The 19,122-nt window shown below is 69.3% G+C and carries 19 protein-coding genes; all 19 read left to right on the top strand.

The window, feature by feature from the left end:
* Positions 1–1,394 (top strand): transcription termination factor Rho (rho, locus tag BGM09_RS14445; protein WP_223186893.1); only part of this gene is annotated, 1,394 nt, incomplete at its 5' end.
* Positions 1,395–1,732: 338 nt separating this feature from the next.
* Positions 1,733–3,520 carry a trypsin-like serine protease gene (locus BGM09_RS14440; RefSeq protein WP_188281961.1) on the top strand — a complete coding sequence of 596 codons (1,788 nt, stop codon included), beginning with the start codon at positions 1,733–1,735 and terminating at the stop codon, positions 3,518–3,520.
* A 234-nt stretch (positions 3,521–3,754) separates the two neighbouring features.
* The gene (locus tag BGM09_RS14435; protein ID WP_188281960.1) at positions 3,755–4,945 is read left to right on the top strand and encodes an LCP family protein; all 1,191 of its coding nucleotides are present in this window, start codon (positions 3,755–3,757) and stop codon (positions 4,943–4,945) included.
* A gap of 147 nt (positions 4,946–5,092) precedes the next feature.
* Positions 5,093–5,317, top strand: coding sequence for a 50S ribosomal protein L31 (gene rpmE / locus BGM09_RS14430; RefSeq protein ID WP_188281959.1), 225 nt, complete (start codon positions 5,093–5,095; stop codon positions 5,315–5,317).
* 112 nt (positions 5,318–5,429) lie between these two features.
* Positions 5,430–6,509, top strand: coding sequence for a peptide chain release factor 1 (gene prfA / locus BGM09_RS14425; RefSeq protein WP_188281958.1), 1,080 nt, complete (start codon positions 5,430–5,432; stop codon positions 6,507–6,509).
* Between the two features lie 14 nt (positions 6,510–6,523).
* Positions 6,524–7,369 (top strand): peptide chain release factor N(5)-glutamine methyltransferase, encoded by an 846-nt coding sequence (gene prmC, locus BGM09_RS14420; RefSeq protein WP_188281957.1) that lies wholly within the window; start codon positions 6,524–6,526, stop codon positions 7,367–7,369.
* Positions 7,370–7,466: 97 nt separating this feature from the next.
* Positions 7,467–8,114: an L-threonylcarbamoyladenylate synthase gene (locus tag BGM09_RS14415; RefSeq protein WP_188281956.1), complete on the top strand. Its 648-nt coding sequence runs from the start codon at positions 7,467–7,469 to the stop codon at positions 8,112–8,114.
* Positions 8,111–8,773, top strand: a complete 663-nt coding sequence (locus BGM09_RS14410) for a protein-tyrosine-phosphatase (protein WP_188281955.1) — start codon at positions 8,111–8,113, stop codon at positions 8,771–8,773. Before BGM09_RS14415 ends, BGM09_RS14410 begins: the two co-directional genes overlap by 4 nt.
* 203 nt (positions 8,774–8,976) lie before the next feature.
* The gene (locus BGM09_RS14405; protein WP_188281954.1) at positions 8,977–10,281 is read left to right on the top strand and encodes an MraY family glycosyltransferase; all 1,305 of its coding nucleotides are present in this window, start codon (positions 8,977–8,979) and stop codon (positions 10,279–10,281) included.
* A 277-nt stretch (positions 10,282–10,558) separates the two neighbouring features.
* On the top strand, positions 10,559–10,972 hold the full coding sequence (locus BGM09_RS14400) for a hypothetical protein (protein WP_188281953.1): 414 nt from the start codon (positions 10,559–10,561) through the stop codon (positions 10,970–10,972).
* A gap of 216 nt (positions 10,973–11,188) precedes the next feature.
* Positions 11,189–12,013: a F0F1 ATP synthase subunit A gene (atpB, locus tag BGM09_RS14395; protein ID WP_188281965.1), complete on the top strand. Its 825-nt coding sequence runs from the start codon at positions 11,189–11,191 to the stop codon at positions 12,011–12,013.
* Positions 12,014–12,087: 74 nt separating this feature from the next.
* Complete coding sequence (atpE, locus tag BGM09_RS14390) at positions 12,088–12,339, top strand: ATP synthase F0 subunit C (protein WP_188281952.1); 252 nt, start codon at positions 12,088–12,090, stop codon at positions 12,337–12,339.
* A 40-nt stretch (positions 12,340–12,379) separates the two neighbouring features.
* On the top strand, positions 12,380–12,943 hold the full coding sequence (locus tag BGM09_RS14385; protein ID WP_188281951.1) for a F0F1 ATP synthase subunit B: 564 nt from the start codon (positions 12,380–12,382) through the stop codon (positions 12,941–12,943).
* Entirely contained in the window at positions 12,940–13,755 is an 816-nt protein-coding gene (locus BGM09_RS14380; protein ID WP_188281950.1) for a F0F1 ATP synthase subunit delta, read from the top strand. Before BGM09_RS14385 ends, BGM09_RS14380 begins: the two co-directional genes overlap by 4 nt.
* A 187-nt stretch (positions 13,756–13,942) precedes the next feature.
* Positions 13,943–15,514 carry a F0F1 ATP synthase subunit alpha gene (gene atpA / locus BGM09_RS14375; RefSeq protein ID WP_188281949.1) on the top strand — a complete coding sequence of 524 codons (1,572 nt, stop codon included), beginning with the start codon at positions 13,943–13,945 and terminating at the stop codon, positions 15,512–15,514.
* A gap of 4 nt (positions 15,515–15,518) precedes the next feature.
* Positions 15,519–16,445, top strand: a complete 927-nt coding sequence (locus BGM09_RS14370) for a F0F1 ATP synthase subunit gamma (protein ID WP_188281948.1) — start codon at positions 15,519–15,521, stop codon at positions 16,443–16,445.
* 5 nt (positions 16,446–16,450) lie between these two features.
* A complete protein-coding gene (atpD, locus tag BGM09_RS14365; protein ID WP_188281947.1) occupies positions 16,451–17,902 on the top strand; it encodes a F0F1 ATP synthase subunit beta in 1,452 nt (483 codons plus the stop codon).
* Between the two features lie 174 nt (positions 17,903–18,076).
* Positions 18,077–18,451, top strand: a complete 375-nt coding sequence (locus tag BGM09_RS14360) for a F0F1 ATP synthase subunit epsilon (protein WP_188281946.1) — start codon at positions 18,077–18,079, stop codon at positions 18,449–18,451.
* A 188-nt stretch (positions 18,452–18,639) separates the two neighbouring features.
* Positions 18,640–19,104 (top strand): DUF2550 domain-containing protein, encoded by a 465-nt coding sequence (locus tag BGM09_RS14355; RefSeq protein WP_188281945.1) that lies wholly within the window; start codon positions 18,640–18,642, stop codon positions 19,102–19,104.
* Positions 19,105–19,122 lie beyond the last annotated feature (18 nt).

Genomic DNA, 19,122 nt, shown 5'->3' with positions numbered 1-19,122 from the left:
AGCGCGGTGAAGCCCGGCGCCTGGTCGAACGGCCGGCTGATCTCCGGGATGGCCGCGTTGTTGCAGACCACCAGCAGGCGGCGGTCGGCGGCGGCGAAGGAACCGGCGTCCAGTGCGGCGGCCAGGGCGGCGGCAACGCGCAGGACGACGACGAGTTCGGCGACGGCCGCGGCCGTCGGCGCGGGCGCTACCGCGACCGCCGCGGGCGGGGCAACCGCCGCGACGAGTTCGGCGGCGGCGAGGTCCAGGTCTCCGACGACGACGTGCTGATCCCCGTCGCGGGCATCCTGGACATCCTTGACAACTACGCCTTCATCCGGACCTCCGGCTACCTGCCGGGTCCGAACGACGTGTACGTCTCGCTCGCCCAGGTCCGCAAGAACGGCCTGCGCAAGGGCGACCACGTCACCGGCGCCGTACGGCAGCCCAAGGACGGCGAGCGCCGCGAGAAGTTCAACGCGCTGGTCCGTCTTGACTCCGCGAACGGGATGGCGGCCGACTCCGGCCGCGGGCGCCCCGAGTTCCAGAAGCTCACCCCGCTGTACCCGCAGGACCGGCTGCGCCTGGAGACCGATCCGGGCATCCTGATGACCCGGATCATCGACCTGGTCGCGCCGATCGGCAAGGGCCAGCGCGGTCTGATCGTGGCCCCGCCGAAGACCGGCAAGACCATGATCATGCAGGCCATCGCCAACGCGATCACCACGAACAACCCCGAGTGCCACCTGATGGTCGTCCTGGTCGACGAGCGTCCGGAAGAGGTCACCGACATGCAGCGGTCGGTGAAGGGCGAGGTCATCTCCTCGACCTTCGACCGCCCCGCCGAGGACCACACCACGGTCGCCGAGCTGGCCATCGAGCGGGCCAAGCGGCTTGTGGAGCTGGGCCACGACGTGGTCGTGCTGCTCGACTCCATCACCCGTCTGGGCCGCGCGTACAACCTGGCGGCGCCCGCTTCCGGCCGCATCCTGTCCGGTGGTGTCGACTCGACCGCGCTCTACCCGCCGAAGCGGTTCTTCGGCGCGGCGCGCAACATCGAGGACGGCGGCTCGCTGACCATCCTGGCCACCGCGCTGGTCGAGACCGGCTCGCGGATGGACGAGGTGATCTTCGAGGAGTTCAAGGGCACCGGCAACATGGAGCTCAAGCTCGACCGCAAGCTCGCGGACAAGCGGATCTTCCCCGCGGTGGACGTCGACCCGTCCGGCACCCGCAAGGAAGAGATCCTGCTGGACCGGGACGAGTTGGCGATCGTCTGGAAGCTCCGCCGCGTTCTGCACGCGCTCGACTCCCAGCAGGCGATCGAGCTGCTGCTGGACAAGATGAAGCAGACGAAGTCCAACGCGGAGTTCCTGATGCAGATCGCGAAGACGACGCCTGGCAACAACGACTGACCTTCCGGGACTGACCTTCCGGGACTGACCTTCCGGTCAGGACAGACGGGAAACAGCTCGGCCCGCCGGATTCCCGGCGGGCCGAGCTGTTTCTTTGCTCAAACATGTGTTCTCAGCTACCTGTGAGGCTGGTCCGGGCCAAGCTGGCAGTCATATGATCTGCCAGTCGCAGGTGGGGGGAACCATCTTCGGACGTCCGACCCGGCCGCAGGGCTGTGCTTCAGCCTGCCCGCGCCCCTTTTCGCCGACGTCCGGTCAGCTACTCGCTCCTGTGCACATCTCCCGTGCGGCCACCGCCCGTTGGCGGCCGTCGCGCTTTTCTACGACAGGAGTTCTGAGTGTTCTCTGCCCATGAGGGCCGGGGGCGCTGGCGGCGCAGCCGTACAGCGGTCCTCGCAGCCACGGTCGCCGCGGGCGCCGTGAGTCTGTTCCTGGCGACGCCGGCCCAGGCCGGCGACCCGCAGCCGCCCGTTCTCCACCCGGCCGGGCACGCCAGTGCGCCGTCCCAGGCGGAACTGCGCGCCCGCGTCGCGGGCGCGGTGGCGGCGGACAACGGCCCGTCCCGCACCAAACTCTCCGCCAACCCGCACGAGGTCGACCCGAAGATCATCGGCGGCACCACCACGACGATCTCCAGCGCGCCGTGGATGGTCCAGCTCTGGTACTTCGACGACAAGGGCACCGCCTCGACGGCGGACGACGACAGCTTCTTCTGCGGCGGCACCGTGGTGTCCCCGTCGAAGATCCTGACCGCCGCCCACTGCGTCGCGGGCTTCAACTGGAATCTGCACGGTCTTGTCCTCAGCGGCACCGACCAACTCCCCACCGACAGCGCCGACGGCACCACCTCGGATCTGCACGGTGGCACCCTCACCGGTGTGTGGCGGCAGTGGAGCAACCCGACGTACGACCACCCCGAATTCGACAACGACGTGGCCGTACTGACGCTCGACGTCCCCACGACGGCCAAGCCGCTGCCGATCACCACGGCGACCGACAGCGCCTCGTACGTCACCGGCACCCAGGGGACCGTCTACGGCTGGGGGCGCACCAGCTCCGGCAGCCAGGACATCTCGCAGACGCTGCGGAAGGCGACCCTGCCGGTCGCCGCGAACACCGCGTGCTCCGCGGCGTACGGGTCCACCTTCGTCGCGGGCCACATGGTCTGCGCGGGAGCGCCCGCGTCCGGCGCGGACGCCGGGACCACCGCGACCTGCAACGGTGACTCGGGCGGTCCGCTCGTGGTCGCCGGGAAGATCGTCGGCGTCGTCTCGTGGGGCGCGAAGGACTGTGTCGCGAAGGGCACGTACAGCGTCTTCAGCCGGGTCAGCGCCTACGTCGGGGCCATCAACCCCCGGATCGACGACGCGAATCTCAGCCTGGACGACAAGGCCGACCTGGTCGCCGTGACACCGGCCGGTTCGGCGTACTCGTACGTGTCGACCGGCAGCGCCTTCGCCCCGAAGGCGTCGATGAGCGACCCGGGCGGCTTCAGCGGAGTGAACCTGGTCCGCCAGAGCGACCTGGACCGGAACGACTTCCAGGACCTGGTCGTCCGCACCACGGACGGCCGGCTGTTCTGGCTGGACGGCGACAGCGGCGACAGCGGCGACAGCGTCCTGATCGGTCCCGGCTGGAACGTCATGAAGTCGATCATCACGCCGGGTGACGTCAACGGCGACGGTCTGCCGGACGTGGTCGCCACCGACACCAGCGGGAACTCGTGGCTCTACCCCGGCAACGGCAAGGGCACCCTCGGCGCCCGCACCAAGATCGGCGCCGGCTGGAACATCTTCAACGGCCAGATCTACGGCAAGGGCGATCTGACCGGCGACGGCCGTCCCGACATCATCGCGCGGGACAGCACGGGCACCCTGTGGCTCTACAAGGGCACGGGCCTCGCGTCCGGGCCCTGGGCGGCCCGTACGAAGATCGGGACCGGCTGGAACGCGTACAACGCCTTCGCGGCCGTCGGTGACATCACCGGCGACGGCAAGGCCGACCTGGTCGCCCGGGACGCCTCGGGCACGCTGTGGCTGTACAAGGGCACGGGCTCCGCGTCCGGCCCCTACGCGGCCAAGGTCAAGATCGGGACCGGCTGGAATGTGTACAACCTCTTCGGCTGAGTTTCACGCAGGGTGATCAAAAGAGCGCCCGCGTATCCCCTGACCTGGGGGTACGCGGGCGCTCGCACGTCTTCCCCGGGTCTCCCCGGATGCCGGGAAGGGGAACCTCGGCGGAGGATGGAGCGTCTGACACTTCGAGACGAATGCGCGCGAAGCTCACGAACGCCTACAAACGCCTACGAATACTCACGAAAGCCTACGAACGCCCACGAAGCCCAGGAGACGGAGGGAGCCATGTCCGAGGACCAGCTGCCGACCGGGGCCACTGCCGTCAGCGACGGCAAGGGCAGCAGGCGGCACCAGCGCACCCGGCGCCGCCGGGTGCTGCGCGTGGTCGCCTGGGGCACCGCGGGCCTGGTGCTGCTCGGCGGCGCGGGCGCGGGCTATCTCTACTTCCGGCTCAACGGCAACATCAAGAGCGTCGACATCGACTCCGCGCTCGGCACCAACCGGCCCGCGGCCCTGGACAACGGCGCGATGGACATCCTCGTGCTCGGCTCCGACTCCCGGTCCGGCGCCAACAGCGAGTACGGCCACGACGGCGGCGGCGCCCGCTCGGACACCGCGATGATCGTGCACCTGAACAAGGGCCACAAGGCCGCCAGCGTGGTCAGCATCCCGCGCGACACCCTCGTCCCCCGGCCCGCGTGCGCCAAGCCCGGCGGGGGCACCGCACCGGCCGTGCGGAGCGTCATGTTCAACAGCGCCTACGAGGTCGGCGGCCCGGCCTGCGCCGTCAAGACCGTCGAGGCCATGACGGGCCTGCGGATGGACCACTACATCGAGGTGGACTTCACCGGCTTCAAGAACCTCATCAACGCGCTGGGGGGCGTCCCGCTCACCACCACCCAGGCCATACACGACACCAAGAGCCACCTGGACCTGGCCGCGGGCACCCACACCCTCAACGGCGAGCAGGCGCTCGGCCTGGTCCGCACCCGGCACGGCGTGGCCGACGGCAGCGACCTGGGCCGGATCCAGCTCCAGCAGGCGTTCATGAAGGCGCTGATGAACCGGGTGAGCGGGCTCGGCCTGCTGACCAGCCCCACCAAGCTGATCGACGTCGCCGACACCGCCACCAGCGCCATCACCACCGACTCCGACCTCGCCTCGGTGGGCTCCCTGATGGGCTTCGCGGAGAGCGTGCGCGGCCTGGACTCCAAGAACGTCCACATGGTGACACTGCCGGTCCAGTACGCGGTCAGCGATCCCAACCGGGTGGAGCCGATGCGGGCGCAGGCCGCGATGGTGTGGTCCGCGCTGCGGGCCGACCGGCCGATCCCGGCCGCTGCCACCAAGGGCTCGGCCGCCGACGAGGTCAACGCCAAGAAGGTCGTCGGCGGTGGCGTCGGCGGTGACGCCACCGCCGACCCGGCCGCCTCGCCGGCTCCGGGCCTCAGCCCGAGCCCGAGCACCAGCCCCTGACCTGCGCTTTCGGGCCGGGAATTATCCGGGCCCACCCCTCGTTTTGGGAGATACGGCCAGTCCTGGCAGACTGGACCGCTGGCTCCGGTTCACGTGCACGCAAACCCGCGGTACGACCCGGCGCCCTCCCGAACCTAGGAGCATCCCTTGAAGCAAGGCATCCACCCCGAGTACTTCGAGACCCAGGTCACCTGCACCTGTGGCGCCTCGTTCACCACTCACAGCACCGAGAAGAGCGGCCAGATCCGCGCCGACGTGTGCTCCGAGTGCCACCCGTTCTACACGGGCAAGCAGAAGATCCTCGACACCGGCGGCCGTGTGGCCCGCTTCGAGGCCCGCTTCGGCAAGGCCGCCGGGTCCGCCAAGAAGTAGCGACCCGCGAGCGCCGGTTCCCGGTCGCCCAGTCATGGGTGACCGGACCGGCGCTTTGTCGTCCCGGGCCAGCCAGGCCAGGCAGCCACTTCATCCAGCGAGGGAACCGAAGATGTTCGAGGCGGTCGAGGAACTGATCGGCGAGCACGCCGACCTCGAAAAGCAGCTTGCCGACCCCGCGGTCCACGCGGACCAGGCCAACGCCCGCAAGCTGAACAAGCGTTACGCCGAGCTGACCCCCATCATCGCTACGTACCGCTCCTGGCGGCAGCTCGGCGACGACATCGGTACCGCCCGCGAACTCGGCGCCGACGACCCGGACTTCGCCGCCGAGGTGAAGGACCTGGAGAAGCAGCGCGACGAGGTGACCGAGCGGCTGCGGCTGCTGCTGGTGCCCCGCGACCCCAGCGACGACAAGGACGTCATCCTCGAGGTCAAGGCGGGGGAGGGCGGCGAGGAGTCCGCGCTGTTCGCCGGGGACCTGTTGCGGATGTACCTGCGCTACGCCGAGCGCGTCGGCTGGAAGACCGAGATCCTCGACGCCAACGAGTCCGACCTCGGCGGCTACAAGGACGTCCAGGTCGTGGTGAAGGCCAAGAGCAACCATGAGGTGGGCCAGGGCGTCTGGGCCCGTATGAAGTACGAGGGCGGCGTGCACCGCGTGCAGCGGGTGCCCGCCACCGAGTCGCAGGGCCGTATCCACACCTCCGCGGCCGGTGTGCTGGTCACCCCGGAGGCCGAGGAGGTCGAGGTCGAGATCGGCCCCAACGACCTGCGGATCGACGTCTACCGCTCGTCGGGCCCCGGCGGCCAGTCCGTCAACACCACCGACTCCGCGGTCCGCATCACGCACCTTCCCAGCGGCCTGGTCGTCTCCTGCCAGAACGAGAAGAGCCAGCTCCAGAACAAGGAGTCGGCGATGCGCATCCTGCGCTCCCGGCTGCTGGCCGCCGCGCAGGAGGAGGCCGAGAAGGAAGCCTCCGACGCCCGCCGCAGCCAGGTCCGTACGGTCGACCGCTCCGAGCGCATCCGTACGTACAACTTCCCCGAGAACCGCATCTCGGACCACCGGGTCGGCTTCAAGGCGTACAACTTGGACCAGGTGCTCGACGGGGACCTGGACGCGATGATCCAGGCCTGCGTGGACGCCGATTCGGCGGCCAAACTGGCCGCCGCCGGCGACGGCAGCTAAGGGGGGAAGGCGCAGTGAACCTGCTGCTCGCCGAGGTGGCGCAGGCCGCCCAGCGACTGGCCGACGCGGGCGTGCCGTCGCCACGCTTCGACGCCGAGGAACTCGCCGCGTACGTCCACGGAGTCAAGCGCGGTGAACTGCACGGCGTCGCCGACACCGAGTTCGACGCCAGGTACTGGGAGGCCGTGGCGCGCCGCGAGGCACGCGAACCGCTCCAGCACATCACCGGCCGGGCCTTCTTCCGCTACCTCGAACTCCAGGTGGGGCCAGGGGTGTTCGTGCCCCGCCCGGAGACCGAGTCCGTGGTCGGCTGGGCGATAGACGCCGTACGCGCCATGGACGTCGCGGAACCGCTGATCGTGGACCTGTGCACCGGCTCCGGCGCCATCGCGCTGGCGCTGGCCCAGGAGGTGCCGCGCTCGCGGGTGCACGCCGTGGAACTGTCGGAGGACGCCCTGGAGTGGGCCCGCAAGAACGTCGAGGGCAGCAAGGTCGACCTGCGCCAGGGCAACGCGCTGACCGCGTTCCCCGAACTCAACGGCCACGTCGACCTGGTGATCTCCAACCCGCCCTACATCCCGCTCACCGAGTGGGAGTACGTGGCGCCCGAGGCCCGCGACCACGACCCCGAACTCGCCCTGTTCTCCGGTGAGGACGGCCTGGACACCATCCGCGGCATCGAACGCACCGCGCACCGGCTGCTGCGGCCCGGCGGCGTCGTCGTCATCGAGCACGCCGACTCCCAGGGCGGCCAAGTGCCGTGGATCTTCAAGGAGGACGCGGGCTGGGCGGACGCGGCCGACCATCCCGATCTCAACAACCGCCCCCGTTTCACCACAGCCCGTAAGGCGACACCATGACACCGGGGGTACGGGGGTCGTCCCCTGGGCGGGTGCGGTACGACGGCTCGCAAGACGACACCATGACTATGGGACAGCATCTTCTGGAGGTCAGCTAATGGCACGGCGATACGACTGCTCGGATGCGACCGACCGGGCCACCGGCCTGCGCGAGGCCACCTCGGCCGTCAAGCGCGGTGAACTCGTCGTCCTGCCCACCGACACCGTGTACGGCATCGGCGCGGACGCCTTCGACGCCGAGGCGGTCGGCGACCTGCTGGAGGCCAAGGGCCGCGGGCGCAATATGCCCTCGCCCGTCCTGGTCGGCTCCCCGAACACCCTGCACGGCATCGTCACCGACTTCTCCGAGCAGGCGTGGGAGCTCGTCGACGCCTTCTGGCCCGGTGCGCTCACCCTGGTCACCAAGCACCAGCCGTCGCTCAACTGGGACCTCGGCGACGCCCGCGGCACCGTCGCCGTCCGGATGCCGCTGCACCCGGTGGCGATCGAGCTGCTGACCGCCACCGGGCCGATGGCCGTCTCCAGCGCCAACCTCACGGGACACCCCTCACCGCAGGACTGCGACGCCGCCCAGGGCATGCTCGGCGACTCCGTGGCGGTCTACCTCGACGGCGGCCCCACCCCGTCCGCCGTCGCCTCCTCGATCGTGGACGTGACGGGGAAGGTCCCGGTACTGCTGCGGGCCGGGGCGATCAGTGCGGAGGAGCTGCGCAAGGTGGTCCCCGACCTGGAGGAGCGCAGTTGACTGCGCCCGACGGGCGTGGCATACCGGGCCTCGCCGCCCGCGCGGGGACCCTCCCCGGACAGGGCGGTGACGCCTTCCGCATCCTCCACGTCTGCACCGGCAACGTCTGCCGCTCGCCGATGGCCGAGCGGCTGACGCGGCATGGGCTGGCGCGCCGCCTCGGCGACGGCGCGACCGGCATCGTCGTGGAGTCCGCGGGCACCTGGGGCCACGAAGGCGCGCCGATGGAGGCGCACGCCGCCGCCGTACTCGCCGAGTACGGCGCCGACCCGACCGGTTTCACCGGCCGGGAGCTGCTCGACGATCACGTGATCGACGCCGACCTCGTCCTGACCGCGACCCGCGACCACCGCTCCCAGGTGATCTCGATGGGACACGCGGCGGGTCTGCGTACCTTCACGCTCAAGGAGTTCACCCGGCTGGTGCGGGCCATAGACCCCACCACGCTGCCCGAGGGCAGTGTCACCGACCGCGCCCGCGCCCTGGTCGGCGCCGCCGCCGCGCTGCGCGGCTGGCTGCTCGCGCCCAGCCCCGACGCCGACGAGGTCCACGACCCGTACGGCGCTCCCATCTCGTACTTCCGCAGCATCGGTGACGAGATCCACACCGCGCTCGACCCCGTCGTCACCGCCCTGACGGGCATTCCCGCGGCCGTCTGAGTCCGACCCGGCACGCTTGGAACGACCTCTTCACATTCCCCGTACAGCCGATGTGCAACCGTGGGCGCTCCCTGTGAGTCTTGACTGATGTTCGCCGTCTCGGCCCGGCCACCACTAGGGTGTGACGCTGTGAGGATCCCCCGGACGTGTGCGCAGCGCTGCTACGCCCCCGATGCCCGCGAAATCACCGTCGGAGGCTGCTCGTGCGCGAGTATCTGCTGACCCTGTGCGTCGCCGCCGCCGTCACGTATCTGCTGACCGGCCCGGTACGGAAGTTCGCCATCGCGGCGGGCGCCATGCCGCCGATCCGCGCGCGTGACGTGCACCGCGAGCCCACGCCCCGGCTGGGCGGCATCGCGATGTTCGGCGGGCTGTGCGCCGGTCTGCTGGTCGCCGCGCACCTGAGCAACATCGGGGACGTGTTCTCGCAGTCCAACGAGCCGCGCGCGCTGCTCTCCGGCGCCGGGCTGATCTGGCTGCTCGGTGTGCTGGACGACAAGTGGGGCGTCGACGCGCTGGTCAAGCTCGGCGTGCAGATGATCGCCGCGGGTCTGATGGTCTTCCAGGGCCTGACCATTCTGTGGCTGCCGGTGCCCGGTGTCGGCCCGGTCGCGCTCACCCCGATCCAGTCGACGCTGCTGACCGTCGCGCTGGTCGTCATCACCATCAACGCGGTCAACTTCGTGGACGGCCTCGACGGTCTGGCCGCGGGCGTCGTCTGCATCGCCGCCATCGCGTTCTTCATGTACGCGTACCGCATGTGGTACGGCTACGGCGTCGAAGCCGCCGCGCCCGCCACGCTGTTCAGCGCGATCCTGATCGGCATGTGCGTGGGTTTCCTGCCGCACAACATCCACCCGGCGCGGATCTTCATGGGCGACTCGGGGTCGATGCTGATCGGCCTGGTGCTCGCCTCGTCCGCGATCTCCATCACCGGGCAGGTCGACCCGGACGCCATCACCGACTTCACCGGATCCAGCCGCAGCACCGTGCACTTCATGGTGCCGGTCTACATGCCGCTGCTGCTGCCGCTGACGATGATCGCGATTCCGGCCGCCGACCTGGTGCTGGCCGTGGTCCGCAGGACGTGGAAGGGGCAGTCGCCGTTCGCCGCCGACCGCGGCCACCTGCACCACCGGCTGCTGGAGATCGGGCACTCGCACAGCCGGGCCGTGCTGATCATGTACTTCTGGTCGGCGCTGTTCGCCTTCTCCGCGGTGGCGTTCTCGGTGAACTCCTCCAGCCTCGGCATCGTCATGGTGATCGTCGGCCTGAGCGCGCTGGGTCTGCTGGTCCTGCTGCTGCCGCGGTTCCGGCCGCGCGCGCCGCACTGGGCCGAGGCGTTCGTGCCGCCGCGCTACCGGCGTCGGCGCCGCCGGCTGGCCGCCGCCGCTGCCGCGGCCGAGCGGGAGATGCGCTCCGAGGACCGTCCGCCGCTGCATGGATCGACCGCGATCGGCGACCGTTCGCGGCTGCCGGACCGGCGTCCCGTCGAGAGCCGTCGATAAACGACTTTAAATCCGGCATATCCGGCGATTTCTCGGAAGTGTGCCAAATAGGGCGTCAGTTGAAAGGCGTGTCGATACCTCTCCCGTGTGACGGTCAGCACACTTCCATGGTAAAGCCCTGGCTAAATACTTTGTGATACCGTTCACGAAACCCGGGAAACAAGCCGAAAGACCGTAGTGAGATGGTCTTCCGGCGTGAGGCACGTCCCCGAACCCGGATTACGCTCGTCTCCGACGACACCCGCTTTCCCCAACTCCCGCCGGAGGAGCTGCCACCATGCAGTCCAACGACGTCCGAACCCTCCTCAACTGCACCGTCCCCACTGCCGCGGCCGGTGTCATCGCCACCGCTGTGAGCGGAGCGGTGGCCGGTGGCAAGGGAGCGATCGGCGCCGCCGCCGGCACGTTGGTCGTGATCGCCTTCATGGCGATCGGGATGGTGGTGCTCCAGCGCACCGCCAAGGCGTACCCGTCGCTGTTCCAGATGATGGGCCTCGTGCTCTACACCGTGCAGATCCTGCTGCTGGCGATCGTGCTCGCGGTGTTCAAGCACACCTCGCTCTTCAACACCCGCGCGTTCGCGTTCTCGCTGCTGGCCGCGGCGCTCGTCTGGATCGCCGCGCAGGCACGCGCGCACATGAAGACCAAGATCCTTTACGTCGAGCCCGAGTCGGCGGGAACACCGTCGTGAGCCGCGGGTTCGGTAGGGCCGGTGTAAAGACTCTGCCGCTCGTTTGCTATCGTCCGGACTCAACTGCGGCGGAGCTGCCGCGAGCGGCGCTCAAGCCTGCCCTGCCGCTCGGTTCAGCGCCGACTCGCCGCGTACACATCCGACCCACCAGTCCAGTGCCGTTCCGTGGCCGTCAGGCCCGCCGACACATCGAGGTTGCCGTACCCATGCGCCACGCTGAAGGAGCTCGCGGTGAGTGCTGACCAGGTTCTCGCCTTCGAGACGAACTGCCACCTCTTCGACGGGTGCGGCTTCCCGGCCCCCGGACTGCACTCGTTCGTCTTCGACCCGATCTTCTCGATCGGCAGCTTCCACTTCAACAAGCCGATGCTGCTGGCACTGTTGAGCACGATCGTGGTCGTCGGATTCTTCTGGGCCGCGTTCAACAAGCCCAAGATGGTCCCGGGCAAGGTCCAGATGGTGGGCGAGGCGGGCTACGACTTCGTCCGCCGCGGCATCGTCTACGAGACGCTCGGCAAGAAGGTCGGCGAGAAGTACGTCCCGCTGATGGTCTCGCTGTTCTTCTTCGTCTGGATCATGAACATCTGGTCGGTCATCCCGGTCGCCCAGTTCCCCGTGACGTCGATCATCGCCTTCCCTGTCGGGCTGGCCGCGATCGTCTACGTCACGTGGATGTACCTGACGTTCAAGAAGCACGGCCTCGTCGGCGGCCTGAAGAACATCACCGGCTACGACAAGACGCTCGGCGCCGTGCTGCCGCTCTCCATGACCATCGAGTTCTTCTCGAACGTCCTGGTGCGGCCCTTCACCCACGCGGTCCGGCTCTTCGCCAACATGTTCGCCGGTCACACGCTGCTGCTGCTGTTCACCATCGCGAGCTGGTACATGCTCAACGGCATCGGCATCGCCTACGCGGGCGTCTCGTTCGTGATGACCATCGTGATGACCGCCTTCGAGCTGTTCATCCAGGCCGTTCAGGCGTACGTGTTCGTGCTCCTGGCCTGTAGCTACGTCCAGGGCGCGCTCGCCGAGCACCACTGAGCACCGCCCCCACGACCCGACAGATGTCCGGTGGCCAACCCCCACCGGTCCGAGAAAGATAAGGAAGAACCGGCATGTCCGCTCTCGCGCACGCGACGCTCGCCGCCACCCAGATCAAGGGCAACCTCGGCTCGATCGGTTACGGCCTCGCGGCCATCGGCCCCGGCGTCGGCATCGGCATCATCTTCGGTAACGGCACCCAGGCCCTCGCCCGCCAGCCCGAGGCGGCCGGTCTGATCCGCGCCAACCAGATCCTCGGCTTCGCCTTCTGTGAGGCGCTCGCCCTGATCGGTCTGGTCATGCCGTTCGTCTACCCGGCCACCTGATCCCGGCCGACGAACAGAAACCTAGACGGAAGGCACTGATGTGATCGCCCAGGTACCGCTGGCGACGGCGGAGAACCCGCTCATCCCGCCGATCCCCGAGCTCATCATCGGCCTGATCGCCTTCGCCATCGTCTTCTTCTTCCTCGCCAAGAAGCTCCTCCCGAACATCAACAAGGTTCTGGACGAGCGCCGTGAGGCCATCGAAGGTGGCATGGAGAAGGCCGAGGCCACCCAGGCCGAGGCCCAGCAGACGCTGGAGCAGTACCGCGAGCAGCTCTCCGAGGCCCGGCACGAGGCCGCGCGACTGCGCCAGGAGGCGCAGGAGCAGGGCGCCGCGCTGATCGCGGAGATGCGGGCCGAAGGCCAGCGCCAGCGCGAGGAGATCGTGGCCGCCGGTCACGCGCAGATCGAGGCCGACCGCAAGGCCGCCGCCGCCGCGCTGCGCCAGGACGTCGGCAAGCTCGCCACCGAACTGGCGGGCAAGCTCGTCGGTGAGTCCCTGGAGGACTCCGCCCGGCAGAGCCGTACCATCGACCGCTTCCTCGACGGCCTGGACAACGCGGCTCCCGCCGCCGGTTCCGCGACGGCCGAGGCGGCGCGATGAACGGCGCGAGCCGCGACGCGCTGGGCGCGGCCCGCGAACGGCTCGACGCGCTGACGGACGTCCAGTCCGTCGACGTGGCCAAGCTCGCCGAGGACCTGGCCGCCGTCACCGGACTGCTGGACCGCGAGGGCACGCTCCGTCGCGCCCTGACCGACCCGGCGAAGTCCGGCGAGGCCAAGGCGTCGCTGGCGCGACAGCTTCTCGGCGGCCAGATCGGCGGCGAGAGCCTCGACCTGCTCACCGGCATGGTCAGGTCCCGCTGGTCGCGCTCGCGCGACCTGGTCGACTCGGTCGAGGAGCTGGCGTCGAGCGCCGACCTCGCCACCGCGCAGCGGGCCGGTCGCCTCGACGACGTCGAGGACGAGCTGTTCCGCTTCGGCCGGATCGTCTCCGGCAGCACCGAACTGCGCTCCGCCCTCACCGACCGCGTCGTCGGCGGTCCGGCCAAGGCCGCACTGCTGCACACGCTGCTCGGCGGGCGGGCCGATCCGGTCACCGAACGGCTGGTCGTCCGGCTGGTCACCACGCCCCGGGGACGTAGCCTGGAGTCGGGGATCGAGTCCCTGTCCAAGCTGGCCGCGGCCCGCCGTGACCGGATGGTCGCGGAAGTGGTGTCGGCGACTCCGCTCAGTGACCAGCAGAAGCAGCGCCTCGGCGCCGCGCTGGCCCGGATCTACGGCCGCCAGGTGCATCTGAACCTGGACGTGGACCCCACGGTCCTCGGCGGAGTCCGGGTGCAGGTTGGCGACGAGGTCATCAACGGAGCCATCTCCGACCGTCTCGACGAGGCGGCCCGGCGGATGGCGGGCTGACAGCCGGTCGCGTCACACACGACCACGCGGCATCAGCCACGCAGCACGAAGGCACAGCACGCAGCACGACGACGTAGTACGAGCGGCCCGCGTTGGGCCGACGGAGCCTAACAGAGCCTTTCTGGGGGTTGACCCCAGAAACCCCCAAGAAGACTTTCGGGCCCAACAAGGAGAGCAGGGAACCCAGATGGCGGAGCTCACGATCCGGCCGGAGGAGATCCGGGACGCGCTGGAGACCTTTGTCCAGTCGTACAAGCCGGACGCCGCCTCGCGCGAGGAGGTCGGCACGGTCAGCGTTGCCGGAGACGGCATCGCGAAGGTCGAGGGTCTGCCCTCGGCCATGGCGAACGAGCTGCTGAAGTTCGAGGACGGGACCCTCGGTCTCGCCCTCAACCTGGAAGAGCGCGAGATCGGCGCGATCGTCCTCGGCGAGTTCAACGGAATCGAGGAGGGCCAGCCGGTGCAGCGCACCGGCGAGGTGCTCTCCGTCGCGGTCGGCGAGGGCTACCTGGGCCGGGTCGTGGACCCGCTCGGCACCCCGATCGACGGCCTCGGCGAGATCGAGACCGACGGCCGCCGCGCCCTTGAACTGCAGGCCCCCACGGTCATGCAGCGCAAGTCGGTGCACGAGCCGATGCAGACCGGCCTCAAGGCCGTGGACGCGATGACCCCGATCGGCCGCGGCCAGCGCCAGCTCATCATCGGCGACCGGCAGACCGGCAAGACCGCCCTGGCGATCGACACGATCATCAACCAGCGCGACAACTGGCGTTCGGGCGACCCGAAGAAGCAGGTCCGCTGCATCTACGTCGCCATCGGCCAGAAGGGCTCCACCATCGCGGGCGTGCGCGCCTCGCTGGAGGAGGCCGGCGCCCTGGAGTACACGACGATCGTCGCCGCCCCGGCGTCCGACCCGGCCGGCTTCAAGTACCTCGCCCCGTACACCGGTTCTGCCATCGGCCAGCACTGGATGTACCAGGGCAAGCACGTACTGATCGTCTTCGACGACCTGAGCAAGCAGGCCGACGCCTACCGCGCGGTCTCCCTGCTGCTGCGCCGTCCGCCGGGGCGCGAGGCGTACCCCGGCGACGTCTTCTACCTGCACTCCCGCCTGCTGGAGCGCTGCGCCAAGCTCTCCGACGACCTGGGCGCCGGTTCGATGACCGGTCTGCCGATCGTCGAGACCAAGGCGAACGACGTGTCGGCGTTCATCCCGACCAACGTCATCTCCATCACCGACGGCCAGTGCTTCCTGGAGTCGGACCTGTTCAACGCCGGTCAGCGCCCCGCGCTGAACGTCGGTATCTCGGTCTCCCGAGTCGGCGGCTCCGCGCAGATCAAGGCCATGAAGGGCGTCGCCGGACGGCTGCGCGTGGACCTGGCCCAGTTCCGTGAGCTGGAGGCGTTCGCCGCCTTCGGCTCCGACCTGGACGCGGCGTCCAAGGCCCAGCTCGAGCGCGGCCAGCGGATGGTCGAGCTGCTCAAGCAGGGCCAGTACGCGCCGTACGCGATCGAGGACCAGGTCGTCTCCATCTGGGCCGGCACCACCGGCGAGCTGGACGACGTACCGGTCGAGGACGTGCGCCGCTTCGAGCGCGAGCTGCTCGACTACCTGCACCGCGAGCACAAGTCGCTGCTCACCGCGATCGTCGAGACCGGCAAGCTGCCGGACGAGACCGTGCAGACGCTCAAGGAAGCGGTCGCCGCCTTCAAGAAGCAGTTCGAGACGTCCTCGGGCGCGCTGCTGGTCGAGGGCTGATCGCATGGGCGCACAGATTCGGGTTTACAAGCGCCGGATCAAGTCCGTCACCGCCACGAAGAAGATCACCAAGGCGATGGAGATGATCGCCGCCTCGCGCATCGTCAAGGCGCAGCGCCAGGTGGCGGCCTCGTCCCCGTACGCCGATGAACTGACTCGTGCGGTCACGGCGGTGGCGACCGGCTCCAACACCAGGCATCCGCTGACCACCGAGGCCGAGAACCCGACCCGCGCCGCGGTCCTGCTCGTCACGAGCGACCGCGGTCTGGCTGGCGGCTACTCGTCCAACGCGATCAAGGCGGCCGACCGGCTCATCGAGCGGCTGCGCGCGGAGGGCAAGGAAGTCGACTCGTACCTCATCGGCCGCAAGGCAGTGGCGTACTACGGCTTCCGCGAGCGTACGGTCGCCGAGTCCTGGACCGGTTTCTCCGACAGCCCCGGCTACGGCGACGCCAAGAAGGTCGCGGGGCCGCTGATCGAGTCGGTGCTCAAGGACACGGCCGACGGTGGCGTCGACGAACTGCACATCGTCTTCACGGAGTTCGTGTCGATGATGACGCAGTCCCCGGTCGACACCAGGCTGCTGCCGCTCTCGCTGGACGAGACGGCCGCCGCGGGCGCCGAGGAGCGGGCCGCCAAGGGCGGGATTCTTCCGCTGTACGAGTTCGAGCCTTCCGCCGAGGGCGTGCTGGACGCGCTGCTGCCTCGCTACGTCGAGAGCCGCATCTTCAACGCGCTGCTCCAGGCGGCGGCTTCGGAGCACGCGGCCCGCCGCCGTGCGATGAAGTCCGCGACCGACAACGCGGAAGACCTCATCAAGTCGCTCACGCGGCTTGCCAATGCGGCCCGACAGGCCGACATCACCCAGGAAATCAGCGAGATCGTCGGCGGCTCCAGTGCGCTGGCCGACGCGAACGCGGGGAGTGACTAACCACTATGACTGCCACTGCTGGCACTGTTGAAACCGCTACGGCCACCGGCCGCGTCGCGCGGGTCATCGGCCCGGTCGTCGACGTGGAGTTCCCCGTCGACGCGATGCCGGAGATCTACAACGCGCTGCACGTCGACGTGGCCGACACGGGCGCCGAGTCCGGCACGAAGACGCTGACGCTGGAGGTGGCGCAGCACCTCGGCGACGGCCTGGTGCGCGCCATCTCGATGCAGCCCACCGACGGCCTGGTCCGCCAGGCCCCGGTGACCGACACCGGCGACGGCATCACGGTGCCGGTCGGCGACGTCACCAAGGGCCGGGTGTTCAACACCCTGGGCCAGATCCTGAACGAGCCGGAGGCCGAGTCCGAGGTCACCGACCGCTGGGCGATCCACCGCAAGGCGCCGAAGTTCGACGACCTCGAGTCGAAGACCGAGATGTTCGAGACCGGCCTGAAGGTCGTCGACCTGCTGACCCCGTACGTCAAGGGCGGCAAGATCGGTCTGTTCGGCGGCGCCGGTGTCGGCAAGACCGTGCTCATCCAGGAAATGATCATGCGTGTGGCCAAGCTGCACGAGGGCGTCTCGGTGTTCGCCGGTGTCGGCGAGCGCACCCGTGAGGGCAACGACCTCATCGCGGAAATGGCCGAGTCGGGCGTGCTGCCGCAGACCGCGCTGGTCTTCGGTCAGATGGACGAGCCCCCGGGCACCCGTCTGCGCGTGGCGCTGGCCGGTCTGACCATGGCGGAGTACTTCCGTGACGTGGCCAAGCAGGACGTGCTGTTCTTCATCGACAACATCTTCCGCTTCACGCAGGCCGGTTCCGAGGTCTCCACGCTGCTCGGCCGTATGCCGTCCGCGGTGGGTTACCAGCCGAACCTGGCCGACGAGATGGGGCAGCTCCAGGAGCGGATCACCTCGACGCGTGGTCACTCGATCACCTCGATGCAGGCGATCTACGTCCCCGCGGACGACCTGACCGACCCGGCCCCGGCGACCACCTTCGCCCACCTCGACGCGACGACCGTGCTTTCGCGGCCGATCTCGGAGAAGGGCATCTACCCCGCGGTGGACCCGCTGGACTCCACGTCCCGCATCCTGGACCCGCGCTACATCGCGCAGGACCACTACGACTGCGCCATGCGCGTCAAGGGAATCCTGCAGAAGTACAAGGACCTCCAGGACATCATCTCCATCCTCGGCATCGACGAGCTGGGCGAAGAGGACAAGCTCACCGTCTTCCGCGCCCGCCGGATCGAGCGCTTCCTGTCGCAGAACACCCACGCGGCGAAGCAGTTCACCGGTGTCGACGGCTCCGACGTGTCGCTGGAGGAGTCGATCTCCGCGTTCAACGCCATCGCCGACGGTGTGTACGACCACTTCCCGGAGCAGGCGTTCTTCATGTGCGGTGGCCTGGACGACCTCAAGGCCAACGCGGCGAAGCTCGGCGTCAGCTGACGCGGAAGCCTCGAGCAGGCCGCGCGTGCGCGTCGGTAGGAGCGCGCGCGACAGCGTAAAAGGGGGGCGGTGAGTCCCGTGGCGAAGCCCCGGGGCGCCCGCCCCCTCTCGCACCCCTTATTCTGTGTCTTACGCATCCACTGAGCACGGTGGGTGCCAACCCGAGGAGCCGTCTTGGCCGATCTTCACGTCGAGCTGGTCGCCGCGGACCGTAGTGTCTGGTCCGGCGAGGCCACCATGGTCATCGCCCGTACCACGTCGGGTGACATCGGCATCATGCCGGGACACGAGCCGCTCCTCGGGGTGCTCCAGTCCGGCCCGGTGACGGTGCGCACGTCGGACGGCGGCACTGTCGTGGCCGCCGTGCACGGTGGCTTCATCTCCTTCTCGGACGACAAGCTCTCGATTCTCGCGGAGATCGCGGAGCTGGCGGACGAGATCGATGTGGCGCGCGCCGAGCGTGCTCTTGAGCGGTCAAAGTCGGAGACCGACGCCGCGGCCGAGCGCCGCGCCGAGGTCCGGCTGGCCGCCGCGGCGGGAGCGTACTGACTCTCCCGCCGGGAGCGCCGACCAATTGAACAACCGCGCCACCACAACCGCACCACCACAACCGCACCAGCTGACGTACCAGGCGTGACCGAACGACCACGGTGCCGCGGACTGCCCTCCTGGGGGCGGTCCGCGGCTCCGGTACAGCAAGGGCAGTAACCCATTTCTAGGCGAGGAGGTCGGTGGACGTGATCCTCTCCTTTGAGGTGGGTGGCGCGGTGATCGCCGCCGCGCTGCTCGGACTCTTCGTCTTCGGACTGCGCCGCCGGCTGATCCAACGGCCAGGCGGCACTTTCGACTGCAGCCTGCGCCCCGCTCCGGCGGAGGGCGCGGACGGTGACGAGCCGGCCGGCGGTGGCGGCAAGGGCTGGGTGTACGGGGTCGCGCGCTACAGCGGTGACCGGGTGGAGTGGTTCCGGGTCTTCTCGTACGCGCCCCGCCCGCGGCGGGTGCTGCTGCGACCGGCGATCGAGGTACTGGGGCGCCGGGACCCGCAGGGCTCGGAGGAGCTGGCGCTGCTGTCGGACGCGGTGGTGCTCTCCTGCGAGCATCAGGGCGCCCGGCTGGAGCTGGCGATGAGCTACGACGCCCTGACGGGGTTCCTCGCCTGGCTCGAAGCGGCGCCGCCCGGCCAGCGGGTCAACGTGGCGTAGCACCGGAGGCCGACGGGC

Source organism: Streptomyces sp. CBMA29, assembly GCF_014596445.1.
Classification (GTDB): domain Bacteria; phylum Actinomycetota; class Actinomycetes; order Streptomycetales; family Streptomycetaceae; genus Actinacidiphila.
This window is presented reverse-complemented; position numbering and strand designations above follow the sequence as displayed.